Source organism: Dorea ammoniilytica (assembly GCF_025567415.1).
Taxonomy (GTDB): Bacteria; Bacillota; Clostridia; order Lachnospirales; family Lachnospiraceae; genus Claveliimonas; species Claveliimonas ammoniilytica.
The window spans coordinates 322,738-342,134 of record NZ_JAOQJV010000001.1; the positions used below are offsets into that span (position 1 = coordinate 322,738).

The 19,397-nt window shown below is 39.9% G+C and carries 23 protein-coding genes; 8 read left to right on the forward strand and 15 right to left on the reverse strand.

The annotated features are described in order from the left end of the window. Positions 1 to 15: 15 nt before the first annotated feature. Genes nadD through OCV65_RS01585 form a run of 4 tightly spaced genes read left to right on the forward strand, consistent with a single transcriptional unit; the run spans position 16 to position 2,713 of the window. Positions 16 to 630, forward strand: a complete 615-nt coding sequence (gene nadD, locus OCV65_RS01570) for a nicotinate-nucleotide adenylyltransferase (RefSeq protein WP_262580691.1) — start codon at positions 16 to 18, stop codon at positions 628 to 630. Between the two features lie 5 nt (positions 631 to 635). Continuing rightward, positions 636 to 1,208 (forward strand): bis(5'-nucleosyl)-tetraphosphatase (symmetrical) YqeK, encoded by a 573-nt coding sequence (yqeK, locus tag OCV65_RS01575; RefSeq protein WP_262580776.1) that lies wholly within the window; start codon positions 636 to 638, stop codon positions 1,206 to 1,208. A gap of 22 nt (positions 1,209 to 1,230) precedes the next feature. Next, on the forward strand, positions 1,231 to 1,581 hold the full coding sequence (rsfS, locus tag OCV65_RS01580) for a ribosome silencing factor (RefSeq protein WP_118383865.1): 351 nt from the start codon (positions 1,231 to 1,233) through the stop codon (positions 1,579 to 1,581). Positions 1,582 to 1,597: 16 nt separating this feature from the next. Beyond that, a complete protein-coding gene (locus OCV65_RS01585; RefSeq protein ID WP_262580692.1) occupies positions 1,598 to 2,713 on the forward strand; it encodes a DUF362 domain-containing protein in 1,116 nt (371 codons plus the stop codon). Between the two features lie 60 nt (positions 2,714 to 2,773). On the opposite strand, the gene lexA is transcribed toward OCV65_RS01585, so the two are convergent. Continuing rightward, positions 2,774 to 3,391, reverse strand: a complete 618-nt coding sequence (gene lexA / locus OCV65_RS01590) for a transcriptional repressor LexA (RefSeq protein ID WP_118383867.1) — start codon at positions 3,389 to 3,391, stop codon at positions 2,774 to 2,776. 248 nt (positions 3,392 to 3,639) lie between these two features. Here lexA and OCV65_RS01595 point away from each other — a divergent pair, with 248 nt between their 5' ends. The 3 genes from OCV65_RS01595 (at position 3,640) to OCV65_RS01605 (ending at position 6,177) form a co-directional block, all read left to right on the forward strand. Further along, a complete protein-coding gene (locus tag OCV65_RS01595; RefSeq protein WP_262580693.1) occupies positions 3,640 to 3,990 on the forward strand; it encodes a LysM peptidoglycan-binding domain-containing protein in 351 nt (116 codons plus the stop codon). Between the two features lie 355 nt (positions 3,991 to 4,345). Then, complete coding sequence (locus OCV65_RS01600) at positions 4,346 to 5,410, forward strand: tyrosine-type recombinase/integrase (RefSeq protein WP_262580694.1); 1,065 nt, start codon at positions 4,346 to 4,348, stop codon at positions 5,408 to 5,410. A gap of 32 nt (positions 5,411 to 5,442) precedes the next feature. Next, positions 5,443 to 6,177: a tRNA lysidine(34) synthetase gene (locus tag OCV65_RS01605; RefSeq protein ID WP_262580695.1), complete on the forward strand. Its 735-nt coding sequence runs from the start codon at positions 5,443 to 5,445 to the stop codon at positions 6,175 to 6,177. A 96-nt stretch (positions 6,178 to 6,273) separates the two neighbouring features. Here the strand turns inward: OCV65_RS01605 and OCV65_RS01610 are convergent, their stop codons facing one another. From OCV65_RS01610 to OCV65_RS01640, 7 genes are all read right to left on the reverse strand, one after another. Next, the gene (locus OCV65_RS01610; protein WP_262580696.1) at positions 6,274 to 6,933 is read right to left on the reverse strand and encodes a cytidylate kinase-like family protein; all 660 of its coding nucleotides are present in this window, start codon (positions 6,931 to 6,933) and stop codon (positions 6,274 to 6,276) included. Between the two features lie 78 nt (positions 6,934 to 7,011). Next, the gene (locus OCV65_RS01615; protein WP_262580697.1) at positions 7,012 to 7,929 is read right to left on the reverse strand and encodes an RluA family pseudouridine synthase; all 918 of its coding nucleotides are present in this window, start codon (positions 7,927 to 7,929) and stop codon (positions 7,012 to 7,014) included. Beyond that, positions 7,901 to 8,419 carry a signal peptidase II gene (gene lspA, locus OCV65_RS01620; protein WP_262580698.1) on the reverse strand — a complete coding sequence of 173 codons (519 nt, stop codon included), beginning with the start codon at positions 8,417 to 8,419 and terminating at the stop codon, positions 7,901 to 7,903. Before lspA ends, OCV65_RS01615 begins: the two co-directional genes overlap by 29 nt. A gap of 34 nt (positions 8,420 to 8,453) precedes the next feature. Beyond that, positions 8,454 to 9,206, reverse strand: coding sequence for a YlmH family RNA-binding protein (locus OCV65_RS01625; protein WP_262580699.1), 753 nt, complete (start codon positions 9,204 to 9,206; stop codon positions 8,454 to 8,456). After that, positions 9,206 to 9,772, reverse strand: a complete 567-nt coding sequence (locus tag OCV65_RS01630) for a cell division protein SepF (protein ID WP_118383874.1) — start codon at positions 9,770 to 9,772, stop codon at positions 9,206 to 9,208. The genes OCV65_RS01625 and OCV65_RS01630 overlap by 1 nt, the downstream gene beginning before the upstream one ends. Before the next feature lie 26 nt (positions 9,773 to 9,798). Then, entirely contained in the window at positions 9,799 to 10,494 is a 696-nt protein-coding gene (locus OCV65_RS01635) for a YggS family pyridoxal phosphate-dependent enzyme (protein ID WP_262580700.1), read from the reverse strand. 12 nt (positions 10,495 to 10,506) lie between these two features. Beyond that, positions 10,507 to 11,904, reverse strand: coding sequence for a biotin/lipoyl attachment domain-containing protein (locus OCV65_RS01640; protein WP_262580702.1), 1,398 nt, complete (start codon positions 11,902 to 11,904; stop codon positions 10,507 to 10,509). A 207-nt stretch (positions 11,905 to 12,111) separates the two neighbouring features. Here OCV65_RS01640 and OCV65_RS01645 point away from each other — a divergent pair, with 207 nt between their 5' ends. Then, a complete protein-coding gene (locus OCV65_RS01645) occupies positions 12,112 to 12,315 on the forward strand; it encodes a DUF378 domain-containing protein (RefSeq protein ID WP_118383877.1) in 204 nt (67 codons plus the stop codon). A 99-nt stretch (positions 12,316 to 12,414) separates the two neighbouring features. Here OCV65_RS01645 and OCV65_RS01650 read toward each other — a convergent pair whose 3' ends face one another. From OCV65_RS01650 to mreD, 7 genes are read right to left on the reverse strand one after another with little or no spacing between them, the layout of a single operon-like run. Beyond that, positions 12,415 to 13,389: a D-alanyl-D-alanine carboxypeptidase family protein gene (locus tag OCV65_RS01650; RefSeq protein ID WP_243061076.1), complete on the reverse strand. Its 975-nt coding sequence runs from the start codon at positions 13,387 to 13,389 to the stop codon at positions 12,415 to 12,417. Further along, on the reverse strand, positions 13,373 to 13,768 hold the full coding sequence (gene mgsA, locus OCV65_RS01655; RefSeq protein WP_118383878.1) for a methylglyoxal synthase: 396 nt from the start codon (positions 13,766 to 13,768) through the stop codon (positions 13,373 to 13,375). The genes OCV65_RS01650 and mgsA overlap by 17 nt, the downstream gene beginning before the upstream one ends. Before the next feature lie 14 nt (positions 13,769 to 13,782). Then, complete coding sequence (locus OCV65_RS01660; protein WP_262580704.1) at positions 13,783 to 14,913, reverse strand: FtsW/RodA/SpoVE family cell cycle protein; 1,131 nt, start codon at positions 14,911 to 14,913, stop codon at positions 13,783 to 13,785. Continuing rightward, complete coding sequence (locus tag OCV65_RS01665) at positions 14,910 to 15,119, reverse strand: cell division topological specificity factor MinE (protein ID WP_243007105.1); 210 nt, start codon at positions 15,117 to 15,119, stop codon at positions 14,910 to 14,912. Before OCV65_RS01665 ends, OCV65_RS01660 begins: the two co-directional genes overlap by 4 nt. A 13-nt stretch (positions 15,120 to 15,132) precedes the next feature. Beyond that, entirely contained in the window at positions 15,133 to 15,924 is a 792-nt protein-coding gene (gene minD, locus OCV65_RS01670; protein WP_262580705.1) for a septum site-determining protein MinD, read from the reverse strand. A gap of 33 nt (positions 15,925 to 15,957) precedes the next feature. Continuing rightward, the gene (locus tag OCV65_RS01675) at positions 15,958 to 18,876 is read right to left on the reverse strand and encodes a penicillin-binding transpeptidase domain-containing protein (RefSeq protein ID WP_262580778.1); all 2,919 of its coding nucleotides are present in this window, start codon (positions 18,874 to 18,876) and stop codon (positions 15,958 to 15,960) included. Position 18,877: 1 nt separating this feature from the next. Further along, entirely contained in the window at positions 18,878 to 19,396 is a 519-nt protein-coding gene (gene mreD / locus OCV65_RS01680; protein ID WP_262580706.1) for a rod shape-determining protein MreD, read from the reverse strand. Between the last annotated feature and the right edge of the window lies 1 nt (position 19,397).

A 19,397-nucleotide genomic window follows, 5' to 3' on the forward strand; every position in this document is an offset into this window, starting at 1 on the left:
TATCGAGGAGTAGACATGAAAATTGGAATAATGGGAGGCACATTTGATCCCATTCATAACGGACATCTGATGCTGGGAGAATATGCATATCGTGAATTTAAGCTGGATCAGGTCTGGTTTATGCCGAATGGGAATCCGCCTCATAAACAGGATAGTGTGTTCCAGACAACGAGAGAAGACCGCATGGAGATGGTAACTCGTTCAATTGAAAAGTATGATTACTTTCGTCTGGAAGATTATGAGATTAAACGGCAGGAAATCTCATATTCCTATCAGACAATGGAATATTTTAAAGAAAAATATCCGGAAAATCATTTTTATTTTATCATTGGCGCGGATTCACTGTTTATGTTTGAACAGTGGGTGCATCCGGAGCGAATCGCTGCGACCTGTACGATTCTGGCTGCATACAGAGATGATAAAAACAATCGTCAGGTAATGGAAGATAAGATTGCTGAGCTGAATCGCAAATACAATGCAGATTTCCGTCTTCTGGTTACGCCGGTGCTTCCAATGGCATCTCATGAACTGCGGAACCGACTGCAGCAAGGAGGTTCTGTGACAGGCGAAATTCCAATCGAAGCAGAAGAATATATCAGAGAACATCATTTGTATAAAGGAGTGCAATGACATTAATGAATCATGAGCTTACATTTATTCAGAATGAACTGAAAAAGGAACTGGATGAGCCTCGTTATCAGCACACATTGGGTGTCATGTATACAGCATCAGCTATGGCAATGTGTCATGGTGCAGATCTCGCACAGGCACTGACAGCAGGACTTTTACATGACTGTGCCAAATGTATTCCTGCTGATGAGAAGATACGTATGTGTAAAGAACATGAGATTCCAGTTACAGATATAGAATATGCGAATCCAGGACTTCTGCATGCAAAGCTTGGTGCTTATCTGGCAGAAGAAAAATACGGAATCTTGGATCCGGTGATTCTGGATGCGATACGCTATCATACCACAGGAAGACCGGAGATGACTCTAATGGATAAGATTATATATATATCTGATTATATGGAACCGGGAAGGAAAGAACTTCCGAATATGAATGATGTGCGATATCTGGCATTTCATGATATCGATGCGTGTCTGTATCGGATATTGAAGGATTCACTGGAATATCTGAACAGTACCGGGAAACCGTTAGATCCTATGACAGCAGAGACCTGTCAGTACTACGAGAATAAAAGATAATTATTAAGCAGGAGGACTGTATATGAATCAGGCGAATACAATGGCTAAAGTTATATATGATGCACTGGATGAAAAGAAAGGTGCAGATATTAAGATTATTGATATTTCAACTGTTTCTACGATTGCAGATTATTTTGTGATCGCAACCGGAAACAGCAACAGTCAGGTCAGTGCACTGGTAGAGAATGTAGAAGAGCAGATGCATAAGAATGGATTTGCCATGAAGCAGCGAGAGGGTAATGGTAACAGCCCATGGATCCTGCTGGATTATGCAGATGTGATCGTGCATGTGTTTGATAAAGAGAACAGAAGCTTCTACAATCTGGAGCACATCTGGCATGATGGAAAAGAAATTATGAGAGATGATTTGTAAAAGGAGTGATAAAATCATGGATAAATCACAGGTTTATTTTACAACATTTAAAGCAACGCTGAATGAGAATCTGCTTCAGAAATTACACAGACTCATGAAGACTGCCGGATTTGAACATATCGATTTTCATGAAAAATATGCGGCGATTAAGATTCACTTCGGAGAATATGGTAATCTTGCATTCTTAAGACCGAATTACGCAAGAGTTGTGGCAGACTATGTAAAAGAACTTGGCGGTAAACCATTTCTTACAGATTGTAATACACTTTATGTCGGAAGCAGAAAGAATGCACTGGATCATCTGGAAACTGCATACATTAATGGGTTTTCGCCGTATCAGACCGGTTGTCACGTTATCATCGGTGACGGTCTGAAGGGAACCGATGAAGAGATTGTTCCGATTAATGGCGAATATGTAAAAGAAGCAAAGATTGGTCAGGCAATCATGGATGCAGATGTTTTTATCTCACTGACACATTTCAAAGGACACGAGACAGCCGGATTTGGCGGTGCAATTAAAAATATCGGTATGGGATGTGGCTCAAGAGCCGGTAAAATGGAACAGCACTGCGACGGTAAACCAAGTGTGGATCAGGATAACTGTATAGGATGTGGTGCCTGTTCGAGAATCTGTGCACATGATGCACCGGTTATTACCGAAAGAAAAGCATTGATCGACCATGATAAATGTGTAGGCTGCGGAAGATGTCTGGCAGTCTGTCCAAAGGATGTGATTGCAGCAGATTTCAGTGATTCCGTTGCGATGCTAAATTATAAAATGGCTGAATACAGCTATGCGGTATGTAAGGACAGACCATGTTTCCATGTATCTCTGATATGTGATGTATCACCAAATTGTGACTGTCATGCAGAGAATGATATTCCGATCATTCCTAATGTAGGTATGCTGGCATCGTTTGATCCTGTGGCATTGGATCAGGCCTGTGCAGATCTGTGCAATCAGATGCCTGTTATCGACGGCAGTGAGCTTGATAAGAATATCAAAGAGATGGGACATAAACATCACGATCATTTCCATATGACACATCCGGATGCAGAGTGGAAGACCTGTCTGGCTCATGCAGAGAAGATTGGTCTTGGCACAAGAGCATATGAACTTCATACAATTTAGAAACAAAAAGATAATCGGACAAAGATTTTATTCTTTGCCCGATTATCTTTTTCGCATTATTTACTCGAAAAATCTAAATACACCGATTACTTTGCCAAGAATCGTAACATCTGGTACAATGATCGGATCCATATAGTCGTTCTCTGGCTGAAGTCTGATATAACCATTTTCTTTGTAAAATGTCTTAACCGTAGCCCCATCTTCAATCAGGGCAACGACCATCTCTCCGTTAGACGCATTGTGTTGTTCCTTAACCAGTACCAGATCTCCATTAAGGATACCGGCATTCACCATGCTTTCACCCTGTACTTTTAACAGGAATGTATTCGCATTCGGAAGCATCTCGACAGGAATAGGGAAGTAGTCTTCGATATTCTGTTCAGCAAGAAGCGGTTCTCCGGCAGCTACGTGACCAATAATAGGAACACTGGTCATCTCGCGGCGCATCATTGCAAAAGAGTCATCCAGGATCTCAATTGCTCTTGGCTTCGTAGGATCACGGCGAATATAACCGTTCTTTTCAAGTGTCTCAAGATGAGAGTGAACAGAAGAAGTAGACTTCAAATGTACAGCTTCACAGATGTCACGCACAGCAGGCGGAAATCCTCTCTCAAGAATCTGAGACTTAATATAGTCAAGAATCTCTTGTTGTTTTGATGAAATCTTACCCTGTGCCATTGAAACATACTCCTTTCGATTAGTAAATATGAGTGGGGATATCCCCAATACTTTAATATAAGTCTACCATAGCAAAAGTGAAAAAGCAAACAAATGTTTAGAAAATACGTTCGATTATTTTGAACAAATCTATTGACAAACATGTGTTCTTTATATATAATCCAGATATAAGCAAGGAACGGATGTTCGGAACGATTGTTCGGCATATCCGCAGGAGTGGGAGATTAAGATTAAAGGGGGATTTTATTATGAGACGATCACACAGTGCAGTTAAGAGAGTACGTACCGTATATGTAGAGAAGCTGATCTTTTTTGTAGCAGCTATGATTATTGCTTTAATTTTAAGTATCATTGCAGGAAGAAAACTTGTCAGTGCACATGACGACCGTAAGAATGAACCTGTTAATTTTACTTACTATAAGAGCATTGAGGTACAGGAAGGCGATACCTTATGGGATATTGCAAGTGCCTATGCAGATGAAGATACATCTGTGAAAGCATATGTGAAAGAATTAAAGGAGATCAATCATCTGGACAGTGATTCCATTCAGGAGGGATCATACTTGACAGTTGCTTATACAGATCAGGATTTCCGGTAAAGCTTTAAGATTAAGATTTATAGATCGATTAGCGCAGATATTTAGAATACTTGTTATTCTTAAATATAGTAACTATTCATACATTGAATGGTTACACCTCATTTATATTTATATACTTACCCCAGAGTCAGGACGGTCAGACATCAGATTATACTGGTAGATGATCGTTCTGTCCTTATATAGAGGGATAGATACATCTATACATTTTAAGTATTGACTGAATGATTGTAAATGAGATATACTGTAAGTGAAATAGATCTATACGTAAAATACCGATTTTTCCAAAAGATTTATATAAAAATCTTTATAAATCAATGCTCATCTCTATACAGACTATATTTTTAGGAGGATTAATATGGCATCTAAGGAACGTACCTATCATGAACAGACGAATATAGATTATACATTGCGTCTCAGAGAATTGTTAAAGACGTTGCCTCCATTCGCTAAGGATTACTTTCGTGCAATCGAATATACTTCATCTATTCGTACAAGGCTGAACTATGCGTATGACATTCGGGTATTTTATCATTATCTGATAGAATATAACCCTGTATATCGCAATTACAGTATTGAACAGTTTCAGCCGGCAGATCTGGAGAAGCTTTCAGCAGTTGACATTGAAGAATATATGGATTACCTTAAGGTATATAAAAGTGATGATGACGCACTCCGAACGAATGGTGAAAAGGGTCTTGCACGCAAGATGTCGGCACTTCGGAGCTTTTATGGATATTATTACAAGCATCAGGTTATTACACAGAATCCTACATTGCTCGTAGACATGCCTAAACAGCACGAAAAAGCGATTATACGACTGGACGTAGATGAAGTTGCATTGCTCTTGGATTACGTCGAATCTGCGGGTTCTACGCTGTCTGGACAGGCTCTTAAGTACTATGAAAAGACCCGGGACCGTGACCTGGCAATTCTCACTTTACTTCTTGGAACCGGTATCCGTGTATCGGAATGTGTTGGTCTGGATCTTACCGATGTAGATTTCAAAAATAATGGAATTACAGTTACCAGGAAAGGTGGTAATCAGATGGTTGTTTATTTTGGCAATGAGGTTGCAGAGGCATTAAAGCAGTATATGCAAGGTGATCGTAAGGTCCTCTCTCCTCTTCCCGGGCACGAGAATGCATTGTTCTTATCTACTCAGAGACGTCGTATGGGTGTACAGGCTGTTGAGAATATGGTGAAGAAGTATTCCCGTCAGGTTACACCGAATAAAAAAATCACACCTCATAAGCTTCGGAGTACCTATGGCACATCACTGTACCGGGAAACCGGTGATATTTATCTCGTGGCGGACGTTCTTGGACATAAGGACGTGAATACTACGAAAAAGCATTATGCAGCAATTGACGAGAACCGGCGCAGACAGGCAGCTTCTGCTGTAAAATTACGTGAAGATTAAAGCAATCTTAGGAAAGGATCAAAAAATATTATATGAAATTACAACAGTTACTAAGCCACACAAGAAAGGCTGTAGATGAATACCAGATGATTCAGGAGGGGGATCATATAGCAGTGGGAATATCCGGAGGAAAAGACAGTCTTACATTGCTCTACGCTCTGCATGGACTGAAACGCTTTTATCCGAATCACTTCGAACTCAGTGCGATCACTGTTGATCTCGGCTATGAACAGTGTGATTTCACTCCAATCAAGGAATTATGCCGGGAAATGGAGATTCCCTATCACATTGTAAAGACAGACATTGCACAGATTCTTTTTGAAGAACGTAAGGAAAAGAATCCATGCTCTCTCTGTGCCAAGATGCGGAAAGGTGCATTGAATCAGGCAGTAAAGGAAATAGGCTGTAATAAGATTGCGTATGCCCATCATAAGGACGATATTATTGAGACGATGATTCTCTCGCTTTTCTTTGAGGGAAGGTTTTATTCGTTTTCACCGAAGACATATCTGGACCGTATGGATCTTACAGTAATCCGCCCGATTATGTTTGTGGACGAAGCAGATGTGATCGGATTTAAGAACAAGTATAATCTTCCGGTTGTAAAAAGTGCCTGTCCGGTCGATGGATATACAAAAAGACAATATGCAAAGGATCTGTTAGCCGATTTGAACCGTCAGTATCCAGGTATCAAACAGAGAATGTTTACTGCGATTCTGAATGGTAATATTCCGGGATGGCCGGAACGTATACCTTATATCAGATAGTAATGGGGATTAGCTGTTTTTTAACTATACGAGAAAGGGTGAATCCAGATAAATGGACTCACCCTTTTCTACATTAATTATAATTATTAATTATAATTATTCATCACATTGCCAGATATTACGCTTGATGCCCTTTTCTTTTACTTCTATGAGTTTGATGATTGCTTCAGCTGTACCCTCCAGACCAAGTACGGAACTGTCCAGGCAAACATCATAACTATCGGCATCACCCCATCGTTTATCGGTATAGTAATTATAGTAGCTTGCACGCTTCTTATTCGTCTTGATGATCAGATCCTTTGCTTTTGCATCCGTCAGATCATATTTTTTTGCGATACGTTTGATTCTGGCATCCAGATCAGCATGAATAAATACACTTAACAGATTCGGATAACCTTCCAATGCATAATCTGCACAACGTCCGACAAGAATACATGGTCCTTCATTAGCTATTTTTTTAATTGCATCAAACTGTGCCAGAAAGATCTTGTGATTAATTGGCATATCATTATAAGTACTTCCGGAATATCCCATGGAATATGTATCCATTACCAGGGAATAAAGAAAACTGTTACTCGGTTTTTCATCATGAGATTCAAACAATTCTTCGCAGATACCGCTGTCCTGCGCTGCTCTCTGAAGCATCTCTTTGTCATATAACTTGATACCCAGCTTGTCGGCAACCATATATCCGATCTCTCTTCCGCCGCTTCCAAACTGTCGTCCAATTGTAATAATTGTATTTGTCTTTGCCATAGGATCACGCTCCTTTTTAATCTTTCTATACTATGATTATAACTCATTCAGAAGAAAATGTATACTTAATTTGAACTATTAATAATTATTTTTAAGTATTTGCAATAAATTATTAAAATAGTCAGGCAACGGAGCGTCGAATTCCATATACTCTCCTGTCCTTGGGTGAATGATGCCAAGTATCTTTGCGTGAAGTGTCTGACCCTGAAGATTTTTAAATGGACATTTCGCCGGACCGTATATGGCATCACCTAATAACGGATGTCCAATACTTGCCATATGGACACGGATCTGATGTGTTCTTCCTGTTTCAAGCTCACATTGAATAAAGGTATAATCTCCGAATCTTTCGATTACAGTATAGTGTGTAACTGCGTGTTTCCCCTGCTTACATTTCGTGCTCATCTTTTTACGGTCAATGGGGTGACGACCGATCGCAGCGTTTACAGTTCCGTGGTCTTCTTTAATATTGCCGTGTACGATTGCATAGTACACTCGTTTGATGGAATGTTCCTTCAGCTGCTCGGCAATACACTGATGAGCCATATCATTTTTACATATGATCAAGGAGCCGGTAGTATCCATATCAATTCGGTGAACGATACCCGGGCGCATAACTCCGTTAATTCCCGATAATTCATTTCCGCAATGATACATTAATGCATTGACAAGAGTGCCGGAATAATGTCCCGGTGCCGGATGGACCACCATGCCTTTTGGTTTGTTGATTACAATTATATCCTGATCCTCATACAGAATATCTAATGGAATGTCCTCAGCTTCGATTTCAGGCTCTTTCAGCTCTGGTATGGTAACTTTTATGCTTTCATACAAAGAAAGCCTGTAATTGGCTTTTACAGGCTTCTCAGAAACAGTCACAAGACCATCCTTTATTATCTTTTGTATATAGGATCTGGACATATCTGGCATTTGTTCTGCCAGATAACGGTCAATTCTTTTGCCCTCTTCATTTTCTACGATGAAACAGTTCTTCAAATTCGTCCTCCTGATAATAGAATAAGATCAAAATTACTAATACGATCGTTGATACCGTAACATAGATATCCGCCACATTGAAAATCGGAAAATCAATCAGATTGAAGTAGAAAAAATCTACCACATATCCCAGATATATCCGGTCAATCATATTACCAATTGCACCTGCACAGATACCGATGATACAGATACGAAGTGGCAGATACCGTTGTGCATTAGGTAATTTACCATAAATCCATATAGCAAAGATCAATATGACCAGAGCACAGATCAGAAAGAAAATACGCTGATTCTGTAACACTCCAAATGCTGCACCGCGATTTTCAAGATAGCAGAGCTGAAATACTTTGTTGATCAGAATGAAAGGTGTTTTTCCCTGAAGTTTTGTTACAGCCAGATGCTTCGTCCACTGATCCAGAATGATAGCAAAGATAGTAAGCAGACATGCCGGTACGTAATTAATTTTTGGTTGATTATTATTCTGAGTCATTATACGCTCCTGATATTTATATAATTGTGGAATTCTAATACTTATACAGACGGATAAAATACCGCCCTTTTTTTGTTTCACTGATGACGCTGTCATACTGAATTCTTCCCATACCACGTACAGAAATGATATCGTTTTCTTTCAGACGGTAGCCATTGCTGGTAATCATTTTTCCGTTTACGAATACTTTGCCGCCTTCGATATAACCGACCAGTTTACTTCTGGACATCGGAAATGCAGATGAAAGTACGCTGTCCAGACGAATTGAAGATACATTTCCTTTTATCTCCGTACGTTCTGGCATATAATGAAATTCGCTGAGCTGCATTTTATCTACTGAAATCAATGTATGACGAACTCGTGTAAACTCTTTATATATAAAATCACTCATATCCGCATGGCAGAATATCAGACAGGAATCATCCGTCACCGCCAGATCACCAATCTTAGATCGTTCAATACCAAGGTTGAGAAGTGCACCGAGATAATCTCTGTGTGTAAGTGATTCGGCATATTTCTTGTGAACTGCCGATACACGCAGTACATCGATTGGATATTCATATTCATAACAAAGAGCATCAGGTAGAAATGCAACCATCTGACGCTCCGCATATTCATATCCACCAAAGAGCTCATATCTGGTTGAAAGCTCATTCTTTGGTATAGACTGTAAAATATGAAGTTCATTTAAATTAAGAAAATCTGAAAATGTTACAATATCACGCTGGTATGCAATAGATGACAATTCCAACAGGCGTTTCTGCAACATCTGTTCTTCCTTGTTCATTAAAATCTTGAACCCATTGATGATGAATCAAAAGATGTTCCCAAAAGATCCTGAAGATCACCGGAAATATCTACATTGGTAGGTGTTACAAGGAATATGTAATTTGAAATCTTCTGCAGATTACCGCTAATAGCAAATGCAGATCCTGAAATAAAGTCTATGATACGCTGTGCAATCTCAAGATCCAGTCCCTCCAGATTCAAAATTACAGTTCTTCCGCTAAGCAGTGTCTCACAGATCTCACGAGAATCATCTACAGATGCCGGTTTGATCACACAGACTTCCATGCTTACATTGTTAGCTCTTCTGTTAGAAGGACGCATCGGTGTCACTTTATTACTTACCGCGGTAGAGTTCGAACGCTTAGAGGATGAACGTTCTTCAATATAATCGTCATCATCATAATCATCATCGTCATCGCTCTTCATTAAACGGCTGAAGATACCTTTCTTCGGTTTCTCGTCTTCGTAGTCATCGTCATAATCATCATCGAAGAAATCATCATCTTCGTAATCATCGTCATCACTCAGTTTCATAATATCAAGGAACTTATCTAATACTCCCATTTTATATGTTCTCCTATCCTGTGTTTTTAGACCTGGTTGTAATTGCGCGCACCAAAGAGTCCGGTACCAACCCGAACCATAGTTGAGCCCTCTTCAATCGCAACCTCATAGTCATTTGTCATACCCATAGAAAGTATACTCATGATTACATTATCCGATTTTTTACGCTCGATGTCAACAGCAATGTTACGTAAACGGTTAAAATAAATACGATTTTCTTCAGGATTTTCCACAAATGGAGCAATTGTCATTAATCCGCAGATTCTTATGTGAGGTAATTGTGAAACATGTGATACCAGTTCTTCTACTTTTTCCGGCATAACACCGAATTTAGATTCTTCTTTTGCAACATTCACTTCGATCAGAATCTTTATAATAAGATCTTTTTTTGCTGCTTCTTTTTCAATTGTTTCAGCAAGACGCAGAGAATCTACCGAGTGGATCATGTCTACTTTATCGATAATATATTTTACTTTATTTCTCTGTAAATGACCGATCATATGCCAGGAAATGTCCTTTGGAAGTGCTTCGTATTTATCTACAATCTCCTGAACTTTATTCTCGCCAAAAACGCGTACACCAAAATCATAAGCTTCCTGAAGCATTTGAATTGGTTTCGTCTTACTGACTGCAATCAGCGTGACATCCTCTCTGTTGCGACCGGCCCTGTCACAGGCTGCCTGAATATTTGCATTTACTTTGTCAAAATTATCTTTCAGCATCTTAATCTCTCCTTAAAATACAATATCATTTTCATGTACATTCTTACTGTCTAAAGCAATGTGGTCGAAATTCGACAGTCCATAGTCATTGCCGTCTTCTATGATATAGTATTCTTCACCTTCACATAGAATGTTGATCTGGCGGAATACTGCATAGCCTTTGTTGATGTTATATACACCTGAAAGCTTAGCTGTTTTAGACAGGGTATATGCATCACCGGAATCCGGTTTTTGTAATACAGTACCTTCTTTAAAACTATCCATATCAAGATAAGCCATATCTGTCTCTATATCACGATAATATACAGTAGCTTCCTGAAATTCAACGGAATTCTTTTTGCCCTGTACCAGTACTCCGGTATTATTGCTGCCCCCTCCGCTGGTAATATAATCCTGCGGAACAATATAAAACTCTTTTTCAGTAACGGCAGTCTTTGGGATTTTAAGACCTGATTCATCCTCCAGAATGAGTTCTATGTCCAGATAACGTTCCGTAGCATAACGGATCATAGAATGGTCAAAAGTCAGATAGGCAAGGTTAGAATCCTTGGTATTGTAAATCTGAAGTGCGGCCCAGGTAGTCTCATTATCCTTGGAGAATTTAACCTTTACACTGGACTGTTCAGCAAGCTGCTGAGCCATAGTATCACTGAGTTCAATCACTACGGTCCAGTCGTCACTCATGATAAGCTTATACACCGGATCACCGGAATTTACCAGGGTATCATTCGAAAGAGTTGTACTCTCATAATTCTTTTTTTCAAGGATATCTGTTGTGACGTCGTCTTTGGTCAGTGATTCATAACCGTCAATAGTATAAACCACTACTCCATCGCTGTCAGCTGTGTGCACGGTAAGTCCTGAAGTTCCTGCATCAACGAGTGCCTGTAATCTGGCCTGTCTGCTCTGTGCTGTATTCGTTAGCACGACGTCAGTGATTGTATTCTTAAAATTGTAGACATCATTATATTGCTGGGAACGAAAGCTTTCTGTAAAAGAATGTGCTTTTTGTATGATGGATGCCTGCTCTTCTGCTGTAAGATCCGACGACGCAGAATCATTTTCTGCACTGGTTGATGCATCCTGGTCATCCAGTCCCAGCTTGTTCTGAGAAATACTGTATACATTAGTTTTGCTGCCGACCTTGCTTCCTTCTGTTACAAAATAATTCACATATCCATCAGAATCTGCCTTGACAATCTGTTCGTCTCTGAGAACAAGGCCCGTGTAGGCATTATCTTTTAAAATTGAACCTTCTCTTACTTCATAAACGGACACCTTTTTATTGGTAACGTATGCGAGAATTGTTATTACAAGATATATAAAAATGATTCCGAAAAGAATCACGCCGATATTATATTTAGTCTTCTTCTGATAGATCTGTATATTCGTCAGATTTTTATCTGCCAAAATATTCGCCTCCCCATTATATCCCCTTTTTTAAACAAAGCTATTGTACCATCTTTAATCTGACGGTACAATATCAGGATTTAAAAATTAAATACGTCTTATATTAAAATTAGTGTATGAAGATTTGCATTCAGGTGCATACTACCATTATCCGGTTAGGTATGTAATCTGCTTACTGCTTAACCTCACCATAAAGGAGGTCATTACATGAAATGGTTTGATAATACCGCATTAACAATTGTTATCATTGGAGCAGTCAACTGGCTTCTGGTAGGAATATTCCGATTTGACCTTGTAGCATTTCTGTTTGGAAATCTCACCTGGTTATCAAGAATCATCTATGCGTTAGTCGGTTTGTGCGGATTGTACCTGATCAGCATGTATGGACGAATTCAGTCCATGGAATCATAAAGAAATGCTTATGTCATACAATAAGAAGGAGGGGTATCAATGTGATAATCCCCTCTTTGCTTTATGCTTTCATTCATTTTTATCCTTTACAAATGCTATTTATGAAAGATTCGGTATCTGATTGATAATTGCTGTCATGTCCTCATATAAAAGAGGTTTGCTGTCTGCACCCATTACGATAGAAATATAATGTTTACCACTTTCATCCTGATCAAGAAGGATGAGACAGTTTCCGGCTTCTCCGGTATATCCAGTCTTACCGCCGATTACTTCTGCTCCATCCGGAAGTGCAGCTTCTCCTTTGGCATAATAGCTTGTTGGATACCAGGTTACCTGTCTGACAGTTCCATCTGTACCAGTAATATCAGCTGTATAGGAATCAGAACTTATAATATCCATAAATTCCTGATGCTTGATGCATTCATTAAAAATCAGATACATATCATACGCCGTTGTGTAGTGATTCTCGTCATGAAGACCGTTTGGGGTGACAAAATGCGTATTCGTTGCCCCAAGTTCTTCTGCTTTCTTATTCATGAGATTTACAAAATCTTCCACACTGCCATCACCTGCATATTCTGCAATTGCTACTGCATTGTCATTGCCTGAATGAAGCAGTAAGCCGTTAAGAAGAGCTTCCATAGATATCTGATCACCTTCCTGAAGTCCGCATACCTGCGCTTCTATGTCAAAGCTTGATGCAGCGGCATCCTGACTTACTGTAACAGTCTCGTCCATATCACAAAGTTCCATAGCGGTTAAAGCAGTCAGAATCTTTGTCGTGCTGGCAGGATATATTTTCTCATGAATATTATATGCATAATCAACAGTTTTATCATCGATATTAAAAAGTCCTGCTGCATGCAGAGACGAATCCCCGGTGAAGTCTTCTATCTCTACATCGTCTTTGCTGACACATAGGTCTTCTGCATATAAATGCCCTTCATAAAGATTATTATTATAATTTTCAGCTTCATATTTGGCAACTGTATTCTCAGACTGGCAGCCGGTCAAAAGTGCACAGCTGAATACCAGAACGGAAAATACGGAGATGCCTTTACCTGTACATTTCACGCCAGTCTAAATCTCCTCTATCTAATGCTAATACAATCAACTCTGCCGTAGCAAGGTTGGTGGCCATCGGAATATTGTGCATATCACAAAGCCTGATAACGTCATTTACATCCGGTTCATGAGGCTTAGCATTTGTAGGATCTCTCAAAAAGATCAGCGCATCAATATCATTCTGAGCAATTTGTGCGCCAAGCTGCTGCTTTCCCCCTAATGGACCAGCAAGATACTTATGAACAGACAGGTTGGTTACCTCTTCGATCAGACGCCCTGTCGTCCCTGTTGCATATAAATTGTGTTTACTTAAAATACCGCGGTATGCGATACAAAAATTCTGCATCAGAGTTTTTTTCGAATCATGCGCAATTAAACCTATGTTCATTACATTCTACCTCTCTATTTGTATTTTTTAGGCTGCAAACCAATATTGAGTACCAGACCAATACCAAGATACAGACTTACCAGTGATGTCAGACCATAACTGACAAACGGAAGCGGAATACCTGTGTTTGGAAATATCTGAGTGGCTACTGCAACATTAATGAAGGTCTGAATCCCTATGAGCGAACCTACACCGCAACATATGACCTTACCTGCGGTATCCTGTGCATGTGTTCCAATCAGAATGCAGTCTATTACTATTAATAATAACAGAGCAATTATCAGACAGCAACCCACAAATCCTAATTCTTCGCCGACAATTGCAAAAATAAAGTCTGTTTGGGGTTCCAGAATAAAATTTCCGTTCTTTACGGAGGTTGTTGTGTTATTATTAAGACCCTTTCCGGTAAGCTGTCCGGAACCGATTGCCATAACGGAATTGTTTTGCTGATAAGCTTCGTCACTTGCGTATTTTTCCGGCTCCAGCCAGGCAAGAATACGCTTCTGCTGATAATTGTCCAGTAATTTCTGATTTGGTTGTACAACAATACTTAAGAAAATAACAGCTACAGGTATGGTGATCAGAAGCACCGTTCCAATAAACCGATAACTTAATCCTCCGACATACATCAGGAAACAGAAAAGTGTTGCTGTACAGATTGTTGTAGAAAGGTTAGGCTCTTTTAAGATTAATGCAAGCGGAATTGCAATTAAAACCACTGCTTTCAGTATCGTCTGCTTTTCACTCAGATCCTCCTTATGTTTCATAATAAATTTGGCAAAAAATATGATCAGAAGGATTTTAGCAAGTTCTGATGGCTGAAAATTAGTAAAACCAAGATTGATCCATCTTCTTGCTCCGTTTACATAGACTCCGATTCCCGGAATCAGTACAATTGCAAGCATAAATACTGACATTCCATACAAGATCCAGTAGAAGTTCGTAATCCATACATAGTCTATCAAAGATACGATTGCCATAACAACCAGGCCGATCACTACACCAAATATCTGTTTACTCTGATATGATTCATTAGCACTTCCTACAACCAGTATGCCGATAATCGAAAGTACCAGAACCAATGCGACCAGTCCGAAACGATAATTCTTTAATTTGTATGGTTTCCTAAATTTAATTCGTCTCAATGTTGTTCTCCCATCAATTGAATATGTATTTCTGAACGGGTTATATGTATCCGCATTTCATCTTCCGCAACAGCCATATATTTTGAAAGAGTTTTATAGAGTTCTTTGCAGATCATCTCATACTCTTCTGGCTTACAGTGAATTCGGTCTGAGACGACCAGTGCCTCCAGACGTTCTTTCGCAATTGGTACGGAAGTCTTTTTCATTATCAGGAACCTCCTAATTCTTACGGAACCTGCCAGCGAGTCTGCTCAGAAAACTCTGGGCATGGTTCAAATCCAGAAATTCTACTTCTTCCCCTAGTATCCTGCGGCAGATATTACTGTAAGCAGTTCCTGCGGCCGAATGTATACTGATCACAGGAGTCCCTTGATTGGTTCCGATTACAACCTGCTCATCATCCGGAATTATCCCAAGAAGTGGAATGGATAAGATCTCGGTTACATCATCAACTGACATCATATCCCCTCGTTTCACCATATCAATCCGGATACGATTAATGATCAATTCATTCTTGCGAATACCATTCTTTTCCAGAAGTCCGATTATGCGATCCGCATCTCGGATAGCAGAGACTTCCGGTGTAGTCACTATGAAAGCTCGTTCTGCCCCTGCGATCGCATTCTGAAATCCCTGTTCGATACCAGCCGGGCAGTCTACTAAAATATAATCAAATTCTTCTTTTAACTCATCTGTAAGCTTACGGATCTGCCCCGGTGACACTGCACTTTTATCTTTAGTCTGGGCAGAAGGAAGCAGATAAAGATTCTCATAACGTCTGTCACGGATTAATGCCTGCTTCATTCGACATTTGCCCTCTATTACATCTACAAGATTATATACGATCAGATTCTCAAGCCCCATAACCACATCCAGATTACGAAGCCCCAGATCTGTATCGATAATAACCACTTTTTTATCTAACCTAGATAGTCCGGCACCGATATTTGCCGTGGTAGTAGTCTTGCCTACGCCGCCTTTTCCTGATGTAACAACAATTACTTCACCCATAATAATCCTCCTGCTTTCTGTTAGCGAATCTGATTAATCACTGTGTGATGACACAGTTACTTCATTTGCAGTTCCGGTAATCAATTCATCCGGATCTGTAATTCCATAATAGTATTCCATAACACCATCGCCGACTTCAGCTGCAAAGGTCGAACTGTATCCGTTTGCAATACGGATTGCTAATGCCACAGGCGTTTTATCGCCAGTATTGCCGGATGTAAATCCCACAAATAATCCATGGTCCGGATGTGTGGTACTCTGCTGTGCAGTACCGGTTTTACCGGAAAGAGTAATATCACTGGATATGATCTTACCGAAAACGCCAGGATTGTTTGTGACAACCCCCTGCATTCCGGCATGTACCAGATCCCATGTATTCTTGGAGATTCCTTCAACAGTATTTTTTATCTTTGGTTCATTCTGCAGAATCACATCGCCGTCAATATCTTCTACCCGGTCAATGAGACTCAGATCGTATACCGTTCCTTCGTTGGCAACTGCCGTGATATAACGGGCAAGCTGACTGGTTGTATAGTTATTTGTACCCTGTCCCATTGCAGAACGTACAGAGTCTTCATCTGAAATCTGTGGATCAGTCTCTGGAATCTCAAGACCTGATGTGCTGTCCAGACCAAACATAGTTGCATATTTCTTTAGTTTTTCCAGTCCCTGCTCACTGGAATAGGTCTGTTTGATCACTTTGCCATCCTCATCATACTGCGGTTCAGCATTTGGATTGGCTAATCCCAGATTATAACCCAGATTACAGAAGAATACGTTACATGAATTAGTAAGTGCACCAACTACATCCAGCGTTCCATGTGCATTTGGATATACCCAGCATTTAACGTTAGGTTCTACATTATCATAGATACCATCACATGTCACATAGGTGTCGGCAGAAATAGCCCCCTCTGTGAGCCCTGCAATAGCTGCAAGCGGTTTGTAGGTGGAACCTGGTGCGGTCTTCTCCTGTGTAGCATTATTATAAAATGGACGTGACGAATCATTAATCAACTGGTTATAGTATTCGCTGTCCATAGAATTGGCCAGTCTGTTATTATCATATCCCGGATAAGATACACAGGCCAGTACCTTACCGTTATCCGGGTCGGTTACAACCATAGATCCGGTACATGGTTCCAGACCGAGTTGCCCGGGAGTAATATCCAGGGTCTGAAGCTTGCCACGGATAAAATCATAAGCTCTTACAGAGCCTGAGGCCAGTGCTTCATACTGACTGCTGTCGTACTCCAGTACACCCTGTTCATACAGGATCATGGCGATTTCCTGACCGGAAACAGTTCCGGCTTTGATCATGTAGCGATAAATAAGCTTATCAAAAGTCTTATCACTGGCAAGCCTGTCCTGAACATAATTAATGATTGCCTTGTAGATTTCTGATGCATCCGAATAAGCAGCAGCATTATCTACATACTTCTGTAATCCGGAAGTATCGATCCAATTCTGGGAAATTGCATAGTTCAGATACGTATAGACATTGATCTGCTCATCTTCTTTCCAGTTCTTATAAGTAGCATCACTTGTATCGATTGCATTCTGATCCAGTACACCATTCTGAGTAAGAATGTCATTGACAATATAAGACAGATAAGCCTGCTGTTCTCGTGGAAGATCTGTATAGAAAGCTGCATTAGCATCTTCCATAGTACTTTTAAGCTGATCTAATACCTGCTGCTTATAATCACTAAATGCTGATGCCACGCTTTGTTCTGCTTTTCCGGCATTTTTATCTGTGAAATGATCCATATCAATAATATCGTTAGCAATAAATTGATAATATATGTCACCACTGGCAACAATTACATCTGCAGCATCGGTACACTGGGAACGATCATAATCCAGAACATCCGACATTTTGGCAAGCAGGATACCGGCAAGCTCCTGCTCCAGCATATCGTAAGCCGCTTTCTGCAAATCCGCATCAATGGTAAGATACAGGTCATTTCCTGCACTGGATTCCTTTACAGAGGTTGACTCGATTACCTTACCAACACTGTTAACGTATAGCTTCTTTTCTCCTTTTTCACCCTGCAGATACTGATCCATGATCTGTTCCAGACCAGCTTTACCTACAGTATCCGTCAGAGAATATTTCTTCTGCTCCTTCTCACTGAGAGCGTCATATTCCTCCTGAGAAATCTGTCCGGTATAACCGATGATATTAGCAAAATATTTGCTGTCAGTATATCGTCTTAAAGAATCTTCTGCAATATCAACACCCGGAAGATCATCAATCGACTCCATGATAGCTGCAACTGTCTCGTCACTGACATCTTCTGCTACAGTAACAGGGATATATTTCTGGTAACGGTTCAATCCAATCGCATAACGGATCGTTACCAATTTTAATACCTGTTCTTTATCCAGTTTTTTCTGGTTGATTCCGTATCCATAGGTCTTGTCAGTACAGAGATAATCAATAATATCTGCTGCTGATTGATTACGTTGTTCATCCGATAACTTATCAATCGTATCAAGTCCATAGACATCGGCAATAAAACGAAGTTTCAGAGTCTCGTTATCCATGGTAAATGCATACTCATCATTATCGAGCATGATACTGAAATCGTGAATTACTGAGTCTCCGTTACTTTCTACAATTTTGATGATCTTCGTGATTTCTTTATTTAGCTCTTTGTTCTTGTCTGTGCTGTCACTGTAATTATCTTCGATGGTTACAGAATAAGCAAGTTCATTATAAGCAAGAAGCTTACCATTCTTATCGTATATATTACCGCGTGTTCCCTGCGTTACTCTCGTTTTCTGTATCTGCAGTTTATAATCATCCAGATATTGTTGCCCATTAACAATCTGAAGATTAAACAAACGCCCAACAAGAATTGACGACATGATACAGAATACAATGATAAGCACAAATACACGTGTTCTTAAAATTTCTTCTATGCCGGCTTTCAGCCGTTCCCAAATACTATACAAATCTGCTTGCACTCCTTTGTTCTTCCTTTTCGAGCTTGCGGTTAATGTGAAGAATAATCTGATACAGTACGAGTGTTACCAGAATTGTGTATACAAGCTCAGGAAGCATGACATGTTCGAGAAACCAGATGAATTCAAATTCTCCCTTCAGCATGAACAGACATACATATACGACCATGGAATAAATCAGGTCACTGATGCCGATCATGGCAAGCGGAAGTTTGATGTCATCCTCATAAAACATTCTCTGAAAAGAACCATTCATATATCCGATCACAGTGTAGATCAGTGCATAAAAACCTATCAGACCTCCCCAGAAAATGTCTACCAGCAATCCACAGACAAATCCTACGCCCATTCCTTCTTTACGCCCCCGCATAAATCCTATAGATGCTGTAACAGCAATCAACAGGTTCGGGCGTATTCCGGAAAAGGTAAGCCTGCCAAAAATTGTAGACTGCAGAAGGAAAGCTGCTATTATGAAAATACATGTAATGATCTTTCTCTTCATA